General features: G+C 63.2%; 8 protein-coding genes and 1 tRNA gene. 5 read left to right on the top strand and 4 right to left on the bottom strand.

Translation table 11 applies throughout. The features are described 5' to 3' along the window. From ACWKY3_RS08095 to ACWKY3_RS08085, 3 genes are all read right to left on the bottom strand, one after another. On the bottom strand, positions 1–1,297 hold a 1,297-nt coding region (locus ACWKY3_RS08095; RefSeq protein ID WP_449315911.1), incomplete at its 3' end, for an SLC13 family permease. Positions 1,298–1,406: 109 nt separating this feature from the next. Then, entirely contained in the window at positions 1,407–1,682 is a 276-nt protein-coding gene (locus ACWKY3_RS08090) for a hypothetical protein (RefSeq protein WP_449315910.1), read from the bottom strand. Positions 1,683–1,752: 70 nt separating this feature from the next. Continuing rightward, entirely contained in the window at positions 1,753–3,330 is a 1,578-nt protein-coding gene (locus tag ACWKY3_RS08085) for a phytoene desaturase family protein (RefSeq protein ID WP_449315909.1), read from the bottom strand. Between the two features lie 368 nt (positions 3,331–3,698). Between ACWKY3_RS08085 and ACWKY3_RS08080 the strand changes: the two genes are divergently transcribed. Continuing rightward, positions 3,699–4,421, top strand: a complete 723-nt coding sequence (locus ACWKY3_RS08080; protein WP_449315908.1) for a hypothetical protein — start codon at positions 3,699–3,701, stop codon at positions 4,419–4,421. Positions 4,422–4,567: 146 nt separating this feature from the next. After that, positions 4,568–4,643, top strand: a tRNA-Thr gene (locus ACWKY3_RS08075). Between the two features lie 476 nt (positions 4,644–5,119). On the opposite strand, the gene ACWKY3_RS08070 is transcribed toward ACWKY3_RS08075, so the two are convergent. Then, positions 5,120–5,707, bottom strand: a complete 588-nt coding sequence (locus ACWKY3_RS08070) for a helix-turn-helix transcriptional regulator (protein WP_449315907.1) — start codon at positions 5,705–5,707, stop codon at positions 5,120–5,122. Between the two features lie 567 nt (positions 5,708–6,274). On the opposite strand from ACWKY3_RS08070, the gene ACWKY3_RS08065 reads away from it, so the two are divergent. From ACWKY3_RS08065 to ACWKY3_RS08055, 3 genes are all read left to right on the top strand, one after another. Further along, positions 6,275–7,612, top strand: coding sequence for a coproporphyrinogen III oxidase family protein (locus ACWKY3_RS08065; protein WP_449315906.1), 1,338 nt, complete (start codon positions 6,275–6,277; stop codon positions 7,610–7,612). 36 nt (positions 7,613–7,648) lie between these two features. Next, complete coding sequence (locus ACWKY3_RS08060) at positions 7,649–8,164, top strand: N-acetyltransferase family protein (protein WP_449315905.1); 516 nt, start codon at positions 7,649–7,651, stop codon at positions 8,162–8,164. Positions 8,165–9,067: 903 nt separating this feature from the next. After that, positions 9,068–11,473 (top strand): MurT ligase domain-containing protein, encoded by a 2,406-nt coding sequence (locus ACWKY3_RS08055; protein WP_449315904.1) that lies wholly within the window; start codon positions 9,068–9,070, stop codon positions 11,471–11,473. The last annotated feature ends 760 nt before the right edge of the window (positions 11,474–12,233 follow it).

The following is a 12,233-nucleotide window of genomic DNA, read 5'->3' as shown; positions in this document are numbered from 1 at the left end:
TGAACTCCTTGATGGTGACGTACTCGTTGCCGGCAACGCCCAGCGCGCCCAGCACGAACGGGTTCATGAAGCCGTTGAACCAGATGTTGCCGCCGATGTACTCCACGAAACCGAAGATGAACAGCGAGATTCCCGCATCGGGCAGAAGCGGCCCGAAAATGGAGTACAGGATGACGATGCACACGCCCTGCGCCGGAATGAACGCGCGCAGGATCCACGTGAGCACGAGCAGCACGGGCACGAAGATCCATACGCTGCTGACCACGGGGCTGACGATGGGACCCAAAAGTCCGGCCAGCCAGGTGCTCACGCCTGTGGTGCTCATGAACCCGGCGATGCCGATGAGCGCGCCGATGAACATGATGAGCCCCCAGGGGATGCGGGTTTGGAAATCCTTCGGCGTGAGGATGCCAAAGGCCGACATCACCACGGCGCCCAGCAGTGCCACCATGCCCGCGTCGAAGATGTTGGATATCCACAGCGCCAGGCAGGCCACCACCACGACGAGCGCCACCCACTCCTCCTTCTTCATCTTGCCAAGGGCCTGGTACTTGTCGGAGAAGTAGTTCTCGGGCAGGTTGAGCTTCTCCTTCGGGCGGCAGTACGTCATGCAGAAGATGTAGGTGCCCAGAAGCAGCAGGATGAGCCATACCCACGTGAGCGAGAGGTAGCCCACCCACGAAAACGACAGCCCCACCACGCCCAGCATGAACGCCACGTTCGCGCTGCCCGTCAGAAACGCGTGCGATCCGATGTAGGGCGGCATGAACACCGCCGTCAAAAGGCCGAGCGCCGGCTTGCTGCGCTTCTCGTAGCCAACCTGCTTGGTCATTTCCGTTGCCATGGGGGCCAACAGGTTGGTCTTAGCGTTGTTCGACGGAATGAGCGGGCTCACCACCAGGCCCGCGGTCATGAGCGAGAGCACCTGGCCGCGGTAGTTTTTCGGAAAGATGGTGAGCATCTTCAGCGCCAGGCGCGTGAGCAGCCCCGAGTTCTCGATGGCCGTAGCGAAAGCGAACACGGCTATCATGAGCCATACGATGCTGCCGCCGAAAGCCGAGAACACCTCGGCGAGGCTGCCCACCTGGAAGGCCACCATCAGCGCCATGGCTCCCAGGCAGGTCGCCCACGAGGGTAGGGCGTTCGCGATGAGCATGATGAGCATGCCCACGAAGATGCCCAGGTAGGTCATGCTCGTGGCGGTGAGTCCTTCGAACGGCGGGATGTTCGCGATGACGGCTCCCACTGCGATGGAGACGACGAGCATGATGATGCTCTTCTTGTTGAACTCTTTCATAGATTCCCCTTTTCATCAGGGAGACGGGACGCCTCCCGACGTGCAATCCCCATGCTGCATTCCGATGAAGGTGACACCTCCTCGGCGTTTCCAGCCCTCCTTCAACGCGCTACCGGGCGGCTTCCTTCGCCTGCCTCTTGCGGGCGCGCAGCGCGGCGGGGATCTTTTTGGCGAAGGCGACGATGGCCTTCTTGTTGGACATGACGACGGGCCAGCCGTTGGCGATGGCCTCGGGGGTGAGCAGCACGTTCATGCGCATGCTGTCGAGCGCCTTCGCGTCGAGGATGAGCTTGCCGTCCTCGTATTCCATCTTGAAGATCTCCACCATGGGGCTGCCGTCTTCGGTCAGCATCATGAGGGACGGCTGCTTCGGTGGTTTAGGCATGGGGATCACGCTCCTTGAGAGGCGGCCGAGCGGGCCGGCCGCCTCTGCGTATCGGGTTGGTTGGACGGGGTTACTTCTTCAGGACGTCGCGGAAGTCCACGCCGTAGTCCTCGAGGATCTTGAGGGCGCCGGGCCGCGCGCCGGCGGCGATGCCGCCGCCCGGATGTCCGCAGCATCCGACGAAGTACAGGTTGTCGATGGCGCCGTGGTAGTCGTGGCCCTTGCCGGGGAAGGGGCGCATGTCGTACATCTGGCTGGGCTGCAAGCCGATCATGCCCAGGTCGCCTTCCTTCATGGCCGGGTTCCACTGCTCGTACTCGACGGGCGTGAGGCCCCACTTGCCCACGATGTCGTCGTCGGTGATGTTCGTCGTCTGGGCCTTGAAGAACTCCCAGACCTCCTGTTTGAGCTCGTCGCCGTGCTTCTCCCAGTTCTTCTCGTCGCCCCACAGGCGGTAGGGGGCGTAGGAGTACAGGTTGACCACGCTGTGGCCCTCGGGGCAGCGCGACGGATCCCACAGAGACGGGATGGTGACGAGCGGCAGACGCGGGTTGAACTCGCCCAGGCGGTAGTTGCTGAACGTTTCGAGGTATTCCTTCTCCTCAGGGGCGAACTCGATGCAGTAGGCGTCGAGCACTTCGGGGCCGGCCTTGAACTCGGGGATCTTCTTGAGCGCGAAGGACTGGTTGAGCGCGGCGAAGTCGGCCTGCTTGAGCCGGCGCACGTAGCGCGCCTCGTCGGCGGGCGCGTTGTCGCCCAGCATCTCGTAGACGTCCTTGATGTTGATGGTGCTGATGACGGCGTTGTTGGCAAGGTACTCCTCGCCGTTTTTCGTACGGACGCCCTTGATCTCGCCGCCCTGCACGGTGACGCCGTCCACCCACGCGTTGGCGAACAGGTCGGCGCCGTTGTCCTTGCAGCAGGCCATAAGGGCCTCGACGAACTTCTGGCTGCCGCCCATGGGGAACGGCGGGGCGTAGGTGGGCTTGTGCACGCGGCCCGTGAAGTACAAAAGCGTGGCGGTGCCGATGGCGCGCGGGTCGATCATCATCTCGGTGCACCAGCGGGTGAACGTGACGCGCACCTGCTCGCTTTCGAACCACTCCTCTACGATCTGCTGGGCCGAAGAGCTGAGCACGCGCTGGAACTCGCGGCCTTCGGGGCTCATGTACATGACGTTCATCATGGTGCCGTACGGCGGCGGCGCGCTCTGCGAGCCGATGCCGGCCACGGCCAGCATGTTCACCATGTACTCGTGGAACTCGGGGTACACTTCGGCGTCGCGCTTGGAGAACTGCGCGATGTTCTGGCAGGCCTTGTCGATGTCGTGGTGCATGATGAGGCTGGTCTGGTCGGGGAAGATCGAGCAGAACAGCGCCTTGGCGTGGGCGTACTCGAAGCCGTACTTCGAGAACAGGCCCAGTTCGTCCTCCGTCACGATGGGCGTGGCGGAGATCATGTTGTGAACCATGCCGCCGAGGTCGGAGACGTATCCCGGTGCGCACACTTCGCCTGAGCGGGTGGAGCCTCCGAACTCGTCGTTGGCTTCGAGGCAGCAAACGCTGAAGCCGGCCTTCGCGAGGTAGGCAGTGGTGATGAGGCCGTTGTGGCCGCCGCCCAAGACTACGAAGTCATACGTGGATGACATGGTGCTTCCTCCTTATGGGTTGTGTGACCATGCTGTTCGAACGTTGCGCATCCCGGGATGGGTCCGTTATAGGCGGGCGTGGTCGGGGCGACAAGAACCCACTTTGGAGGAAGTGGGGAAATCGCCGCAATCCACTTTCGCGGTTTTGGTGTTGCGACGGGTGGTGCGTGATGACGGTGCCAGGTTCTTTTCACAACCTGAAAGCTCGCCGCGCGCGGGATCGTTTCCTACCGTGTGTCCACAGTTCTTCACAACTGGATGGACGCAAGGCCCCACATTGCATAATGTGGGGTATTCCCATTCGGCTGCTGTTCGGGATAGGTTTGCCTTGTCAGATGGCCGTTCCAATCGACGTAAGAGGGGTACTCATGTCGAAGGCATCCATGCGGCGCCAGATTGCCCATGCGTTTATGGCGCTGGTCCCGAAGTCCCCAACCAAACGAGTGACGGTGGCCGAGCTGGCCCGGTTCCTCGACATGGACCGCAAGACGTTCTACAACTACTTCGACAACATAGACAACCTCATGATTTGGATATACCGAGACTACCTGTCCAACATGCTGGACGGTCGGGCCTTCGACGGGTGGAGCAAGGCCACGCCCTCGGATGCGCGGTTTGATCCGTATCCCGACCTGCCGTTTTACGCGCGCAACGTGCAGGGGTCCATGCTGGACCAAGGCCCGTACTTCAAGACGATGGCGTATCATTGGGAAGACCATCGGCAGTACTACTCCGTCGTGTTCTCCAGCACATGTTACATCGACCTGTTCAACTACATTGTCGCGCTGTTCCAGCCCTTGTTTCGCGAGGATGTGGAGTTTTTCCTGGCGGGGCGTGACATGCCGGGCATCGTCGTGGACTTTTTGTCCGAATACCACGTTATGGGCGTGTTCGGGCGGCTGCGGTACCATTACACGCAGACGAACAAGTTCATCATGCAAGACGAGCTGGACCCGTTTTGGAACTACGCTCACGTCATGATGAAGCGCAGCGTGGACGCTTGCTTCGAGACGGTGGAGCGGCAGGGGCTTGCGCGGTTTCTAGGGCGGGCGAACTTGGATCGATACCGAGGGCTGCAGGGTTGCGAATGAGCGGGGTGGATCAGGCGAGACGTTCCGAGCGTCTTGCGCGGCGAGCGATTTGGGAGAGTTCACAAGGGAAATCGGAGCAAGTCGCCTCTTGCGGTTTTAAGGGGCTTTCGGTATACTTCATGTTCGCGCTTCGCAAGAGGCCGTGTGCCAACGTGGCTCAGCTGGTAGAGCAACGCACTCGTAATGCGTAGGTCAGCGGTTCGAATCCGCTCGTTGGCTCCAGGGAATGCGCAGGCCATCGGGATAAAACTCGGTGGCCTGTTTCCTTTTTTGGTGGGAAAAGGATCGTCGTGGGGCGAAATGCGGGGCAGGGGCCTGTATCCCCGATTTCGAGGATACAGGCCCTGGCTTATCTCCGAATCGTAGATGCTGCCGTTTGCTTTCAGGGTTTTCCTCCTTTCGAGTCGGGCGTCCCGGGCTGTTCGAGGGGGGGTATGCATGTGTTCTGGAGGCTTTCGAGCTTCGTCTGCTAACTCTGGACGTCTGCCACGGTAAGGAAATCGTCCGATTGGGGAAATTCCTTACCGCAGTTCTGCAGCGAGGCGGCAACGGGACAGCGAGGCAGTGAGGCGGCAACGAGGCAGCGAGGCGGCGATGGGGCAGAAGGCGGCAGTGCGGCGGCAAAGCGGCGACGCAGCAGCACGACAGCGCCGCAGCAAAGCGGCGGGGCGCCACATGCCCCGCCGCCTTCGTGTTTCTTAGTGAAGCCCTCCCGCGCACAAGAATCCCAGAATGCCACCGACCACGATGGCCACGACCATGGTCGCGATGGTCTTTGCCAAACGATGCTGGCGCGCCCGTCGGCTTTTGGGATTGTCTCGGTCGATGGGCTCCCCTTTCTTGAACGCAAGGACCTCCTGGTACGTCACCAGGTCGTGCTCCTTTTTGATGCGCTCGACCTTCATGATCATGAACATGCCGATTCCCCAGATCAAAAATCCGATAATGGCGGAGGGCGCCAGCCCCCAGCCCCAAAGCTCAAGCCCCGCCAGGAACATGCCCAGCCCCACGAACACCAGCGCAAGGCCGCTCCAGGTGAGGGCTATCATCTTCTTGTAGCTGTCTTTGAGAGCGTTTTTCATGGCTTCCACGTCTCCTTTGATCAATCCGTCCACCGTCGTGTCGAAAAGAACGCTTAGGAGCAGCAAGCTTTCCACATCCGGGTAGGTCTTGTCGGTCTCCCAATTGGACACCGTCTGCCGCGACACGTACACACGCGCTGCAAGATCCTCCTGCGACATGCCGCGTTGCGTTCGGTACTCCCTGATGTGCTTGCCAAGCTCCATGCCGTTCCCTTCGCTGATCCTAGGTTGCCATGATGGGGGTCACCTTACCACCAAAAGGCTTTGACACGCAGCCTCTTTTGCAGAAAACGCTCTGCCAAAATTGTTTGACGCGCTTTTGAACAGGGAAAATGCAATGGCTCCCCCCAAAAGGACTCACCGCCCCTACCTCATTCCGTCCCTTTGTTTGGCGCTGCTGCGTTCCGCTGGCAAACCGCCGTTCGCGCGCTTTTTTGCTTGCGAATCGTTCCCATCCTCGCCCTGCTGCGTCCCCCGACGCGCGTCACCTGCGACAGGCGTCTCGCTCCGCTCCGCTACGGCAGGTCCTCCGCCCCGCTCCTTGCAGCGGGCACTTCCGTCCTGCCCCCTGCAGCGGGCACCTCCGCCTCCCGCTTGGCTTCCTGCGTCAAACGCCCCAGCTCCTCTGCGCCCTCTTCGTGCTTCCCAAGCCAGCGGCTCTGTTGTGTTTTCTTGCAGACGGCTTCCGCCGGCCCCGCCGTCCACGAAGAAGTCTTACCATAGCGTTTCGACCGCAATGCAACCGCATGACATCAAGAAACAGGAGATACCGTGCTGTCCGAACGCATGCTGACGAGCATCGTCAAGGCCATGACGAAGCGCGAACTGGCGCTGAAGCCCACAAACGAAACCCACATGCCGCCCGCGCATCCCGGCCAGAAGTACATGCTGTACATGCACGTGCCGTTCTGCGAGCGCCTGTGCCCCTATTGCAGCTTCAATCGCTATCCGTTCCGCGAAGAGGTGGCCCGGCCTTATTTCGCGAACATGCGCAAAGAAATGCTCATGCTCAAAGACCTGGGCTACGACTTCGAGAGCATCTACGTGGGCGGCGGCACTCCCACGGTCATGATCGACGAACTGTGCGAGACGCTCGACCTGGCGCGCGAGCATTTCAGCATCCGCGAGGTGGCCAGCGAGACGAACCCGAACCACCTGACGCGCCCGTATCTGGAAAAGCTGCACGGCCGCGTGCAGCGCTTGTCCGTGGGCGTGCAGAGCTTCGACAACGACCTGCTCAAGCAGATGGATCGCTACGAGAAGTACGGCAGCGGCGAGGAGATACTGGAACGCATCGCCGAGGCCGAGCCGTATTTCGACTCGCTCAACGTGGACATGATCTTCAACTTCCCCTCGCAGTCCGAGGACGTGCTGCTGGCCGATCTGGAGAAGATCGCTTTGTGCGGCGCGCGGCAAACCACGTTCTCGCCGCTGTACGTGTCGGCCGCCACCACGAAGAAAATGGCCGCCACGCTGGGAGCCATGGACTACGACCGCGAATACCGCTACTACCAGATCATCGACGGCGTGTTGGCGGGTGGCGAAACCCCGCTGTTCGACCGCACCACGTTGTGGACGTTCACGCGCGCGGGCCAGGAGCACCGCGCCACCGTCGAGGGGGACGCGGTGCCCGAGATAGACGAGTACCAGGTGAACTACAACGAGTACCCCGCCATCGGCAGCGGTTCCATCACGCACCTGGACGGCTGCCTGTACGTCAACAACTTCAGCATCAAGGACTACAACGCCGCCATCGAAAGCGGGCGTATGTCCATCATGGGCAAGAGCGTCATGAGCAAGCGCGACCTCATGCGCTACCGCTTCTTGTTGGATCTGTACAAGCTGCGCTTGGACAAGCGGGCATTTTGCGACGAGTTTGGCTGCGACGTGGCGGCGGGCCTGCCTTTGGAGATGGCGTTCATGCGCCTGAACGGCGCTTTCGCAACCGATGACGAGAAAGAGCTGACGCTTACGCCCAAGGGCCGCTACCTCACCGTGGTCATGTACCGCCAGTTCCTGAGCGGTATGAACAACCTGCGCGACCAGGCGCGCGCCGCCCTCGCCGGCCCCGAGCGCGAGCTGCTGTTCGGCGACGGCAGTCCCGCGTAGGCAAGGCGGAAGGCGAACGCGCGGAAAGGAAGGGCCATGGAGTTCGCCGTTGCGACGGAAGAGCACCTCGATCGTCTGTGCGAGATGACCGACCAGGCCAAGCGACGGCTGCGCGATCTGGGCATCGATCAGTGGCAGCAAGGCTATCCCTCTCGGGAAACTTGGGCGCGGGACATCGAGGAGGGGAGCGCGCGTGTGGCCGTGGAGAACGGCGCGGTGCTCGGCGTGCTCGCGTTCAAGACAGGCGCCGATCCGTCGTACGGCCTCATCGATGGCGCCTGGCTGACCTCGGGGGACTATGCGTCGCTGCACCGGGTGTGCGTTGCCGGGGAGAGCGTGGGCGCAGGCGTGGCCGGAGCGTTGTTCGCGCATGCGTTTCAGCTGGCCCGCGACCTGGAGCTGCCCTCCGTGCGCATCGACACGCATCCGGGCAACCGGCCCATGCTGCGCGCGCTGGAGAAGGCGGGCTTTGCGCGTTGCGGGCAGATTCGCCTGGTGGGCGGTCTTGAGGACGGCGCCCTGCGCATTGCGTTCGAGAAGGTGCTGGCGTAACGGGCGGAGCGCAGGGCTGCGGTCTCTCGTCCGCTGCTCGCATCTGCGCTTGCGTGCCTTGCGCTTGCCGCCTTCCGGTTTCTGTGCGGCTCGTCGTCGTTTCGGTCTCGCCGCCCTCTCTGCGCTTCGTTTCGCGACGGCGTGCGGGTTCGCGCGGTGCGGGGCGTCTTGCACGCGCTTCCGGGCCGCATGAGGCGCCGGCTTTCGAGCTTTGCGAAGCGGAGATGCGCGAAATTTTCCGGAGATGGGCAAAATCGCGGCTTGTCGGGGACTTAAGCCCTGTTCGAAGATCGCTTCACGCGAAGCAGGAGTCTGTGACCTGGACTTTCTCCGAATCCTTTGTCAGCATGCTGGCTTCACGTCGCAAAAATCCCCCGACTCGCCACGATTTTGACCATCTCAGGAAAATTTCGCGCATTTTCTGGCGTGCGGGGCCAGAAGGGAGTCGGAAAAGAAAGGAGAGAGGGAGCCAGGAGGGAGAGAAGGAGCTGGAAGGGGCCAGGAGGGGGAGAAGGAGCCGGAAGGGGGAGAAGGAGAAGGGGCCGGGAGGGGGGTCAGGAGAGGAGAAGGGGTCGGGAGGGGGAGAGGGAGGCTCGGAGGGGAAAGAGGGAGCCAGGAGGGAAAGGAGCCGGGAGGGGAGGGAGTCGGAAAGGGAAGGGGCACTTGGGGAAGAGAATGAGGAAGGGAGGGTTCGGGAGAAGAGGGGGGCGAGATCGGCCAGGAGAGGGGCTTCCCCGCATGCGGGATGTGCGCGAACCGTGTTCGTTCGCTTCGGGACGGGCTTTTTGGTTGGACCCTTCCTCTGGTCATTCGGTATTTTGCCCCTTTCGGCTGAATGGGGTGTGTCGGTGCGGGTATACTGGTCGGCATCGAAATTGCCAGAATCCGTACGGAGGATGCCTCATGGGTTTGCAGTTCGCCGCCGCGCGTGTCGTCAGCGCCGTCTCCACGTGGGGACTCAAGCACGTGTTCCGCCGTCCCGCCGCCAACTTCCCCGGCAAGGTGGCGCTTTACGTTGATCCGCGCCTCATCGCCGATTTGGCGCCGAAGCTCGCTCGCGGGTCGGTGGTCGTGGTGGGCACCAACGGCAAGACCACGGTGACGAACCTGCTGGCCGACGTGCTGGAGCGAGCCGGGCAGCGCGTGGTGTGCAACCGCACGGGCGCGAACTTGGACTCGGGCGTGGCCACGTCGCTTTTGCACGCCAAGTCCGCCGACTGGGGCGTGTTCGAATCCGACGAGCTGTGGCTGGCCCGAATTTTGCCGCATCTGAAGGCGAGCTACGTGGTGCTGCTCAACCTGTTCCGCGACCAGCTCGATCGTGTGGGCGAGATCGACCGCATCCAGGACAGCATCGTGGGCGCGCTCGGAGCCTCGCCGAACACGGTGCTGGTGTACAACGCCGACGACCCGCTGTGCGCGACCATCGCCGACCGCGCCGCCGCGTTGCCGGGGCGCGAGAAAACGCGCTCCATCCCCTTCGGCGTTGCCGAGGATTTGAGGCTTGAGCAGAACACGGTGGCCGACGCCACCATGTGCCAGCGTTGCTCGTCCATGTTCGAGTACGCCTACCGCCAGTACGGTCAGCTGGGCGACTACCGGTGTCCGAACTGCGGGTTCGCGCGCCCGGAGCTCAGCTACGCGGCAGGCGACGTGAGGCTGGGGCCGGACGGGCTGTCGTTTACGCTGGGCAAGCCGGCCGCGGGCGCGGATGGCGGCGCAGGCGCGTTTTCGGTGCGCGCGCCGTTCACGGGGGCGTACATGGTGTACAACCTGGCGGCCGTCGCTGCCGCCGCCAGCTTGCTGGGCTGCTCGCAGCAGGCGTTGCAGCAGGCCATCGATGCGTTCGATCCGCGCAACGGGCGCCTGCAATCCTACGACGTGGCGGGCCGCCCCGTCCTGCTCAACCTGGCGAAGAACCCCACCGGCTTCAACCAGAACCTCAAGATCGTGCTGCAGGATGCGGGGCCGAAGGCGGTGGCGTTCTTCGTGAACGACAAAGAGGCCGACGGTCGCGACATGTCGTGGCTGTGGGACATCGACTTCGAGGAGCTGGCCGCCGAGCGCGATCTTTTGGTGTTCGCCGGGGGCATCCGTCGCAACGACTTGCAGGTTCGTCTGAAGTACGCGGGGTTGGAAGCGCAGCTGACGGACGGGGCGGCCGATGTGCTCGCGCGCTTGGAGGACGAGGGGAAGGTTCCGGCCGCAGGCGAAGCTTCGGGCGCGGCCTCGGCCGAGGGCGCGGATCCGCAGAGGCGCGTCTACCTTATTGCCAACTACACCGCACTGCCCGGCGTGAAGGCCGAGCTGGACGGGCTTGCGTCCGATGCGGCTCCGGGAGCGCCCGCCGTAGATGGCAAGGCGGACGGTGGCGGCGCGTCGCAGCGTGTCGAAGAGGGCGGTGCCGTTAAGCCGCATCCCGCCGATGCTGCGTGCGCGGACGCCGCTAAGCAGCGTCCCGCCCCCGTCGCCCCCGCCGGCGAGCAGCGCTTCGCCCCCGCCTCTCCCGCTACCGGGCAGCATCCTGCCCCCGCCGCCACTCCCGCCGCCGAGCCGCCGGTGGTCATCGCGCATCTGTTCCCCGACCTGCTGAACCTGTACGGGGACGGCGGCAACGTGCGCATTCTGGAGCGCCGTCTGCGCGATAGGGGCATGCCCGTCGAGGTCCGGCGTGTGAGCTACGGCGAATCGGTGGACCTGGCAAGCGTGGACGTGGTGTTTTTGGGCGGCGGCCCTGATCGTGAGCAGAAGCTGGCATCGGCCGAGCTCATGCGCATGCGCGATGACCTGCGCGCGTACGTGGAGGACGAGGGCGTTCTGCTGGCCATCTGCGGCGGCTTCCAGATACTGGGCCGGGAGTGGCTGCTCGGCGACGAGCTGGTGCCCGGCCTGGGCATTGTGGGCATGACCACGGGACGGCCGGGAACGTCGGCGGACCGCCTGGTGGGCAACGTGGCGCTGCGCTCGCCGCTTGCGTCGATGCCGGTGATCGGGTACGAAAACCATGCCGGCCGCACGTACTTAGACGACGGCGTGGAGGCGTTCGGCGAGGTGGCGTCCTCGTCGGGCCATGGCAATAACGACGAGGACAAGCGCGACGGCGTGCTGTACAAAAACGTGGTGGGAACCTACTTGCACGGCCCGCTGCTGGCGAAGAATCCTCAGGTGGCCGATGTGCTGCTGCAGCGAGCCCTCGAACGGCGCGCCGCCCGCGCGAACGCGCCCCTCTCTCGCCTTGCCCCGCTTGACGACGTTGAGGAGGCTGCGGCAAACGACTACATGGCTAAGCGTTTGAGCGTGCGCGCATAATTCGCTCCACGTGCGAAAGGTGACGTTTCCCTTTATCTCAATCGCGGATGAAGCTTAGGAAGGGTCTGGCCAACGGTTGGGCCCTTCCTTCGTTTTCGGGGGCGCTTATTTGCTCGGCATTCTGCCGAAGCCCCCCTCTCGCTCCTGATCATTGCCCTTGCGCACCCCCATCCCCCTTGCAAAAGAACCTGTTCCTATGGGAACGAGGCCCCCCTTTCCATACCTGAAAACGTATCTTAAGTATTTCAAAGACGAACCTTTCCACTTATACGGTATACCGCCATGCGAAAGGGCGTCGCAGCCGCTTGCGCAAAAGCGGCGAAACGTTTGCGCGGTCGAATCGCGTGGAATCAAGGAGCAAGTATGAAAGAGAGCGGGCATGGTTCAAACAACGATGAAGCTAGCGCGCACGTCCGCGCCAAGGAGCGATCGCTCTCGCAGGCCCTCTGCCGGGGTGCGGCGAAGCGGCGGTCCAAAGGTCGCCTTCTTCGGGGGGGGGGGGGGGTGATTTCACGGTAAAGGGCCCGCCTTCCTCTCCTTCGGGTCAGGATGCGCTTGCTGTCGGCCCAAACCTCAGGCACGAGGCTTCCTCTGTGTCCCCGACCGCTCAAGCCGCCTAAGGCTGAGCGGCTCCCATTTCGCCCCGCCTGGTCCGGACGGGGTTTCAACGAGAGAGAGGAGGCCCCGTGGGGAGGTTCACCGACGACGAGATGGCCGCGCTCGGGTCCAACCCGTTCGTGGAGCGCGTCTTCCCGAGCCG

The sequence above is a fragment of the Rubneribacter sp. genome (genome assembly GCF_965361815.1).
The sequence above is the reverse complement of the archived record's forward strand: the minus strand, read 5'-3'. Positions and strand labels throughout refer to the sequence as shown.

Excerpts from the sequence above, each read along its gene's own strand:
- ACWKY3_RS08090 (WP_449315910.1), bottom strand. The coding sequence starts at position 1,682 with ATGCCTAAACCACCGAAGCAGCCGTCCCTCATGATGCTGACCGAAGAC.
- ACWKY3_RS08085 (WP_449315909.1), bottom strand. The coding sequence starts at position 3,330 with ATGTCATCCACGTATGACTTCGTAGTCTTGGGCGGCGGCCACAACGGC.
- ACWKY3_RS08080 (WP_449315908.1), top strand. The coding sequence starts at position 3,699 with ATGTCGAAGGCATCCATGCGGCGCCAGATTGCCCATGCGTTTATGGCG.
- ACWKY3_RS08070 (WP_449315907.1), bottom strand. The coding sequence starts at position 5,707 with ATGGAGCTTGGCAAGCACATCAGGGAGTACCGAACGCAACGCGGCATG.
- ACWKY3_RS08060 (WP_449315905.1), top strand. The coding sequence starts at position 7,649 with ATGGAGTTCGCCGTTGCGACGGAAGAGCACCTCGATCGTCTGTGCGAG.
- ACWKY3_RS08055 (WP_449315904.1), top strand. The coding sequence starts at position 9,068 with ATGGGTTTGCAGTTCGCCGCCGCGCGTGTCGTCAGCGCCGTCTCCACG.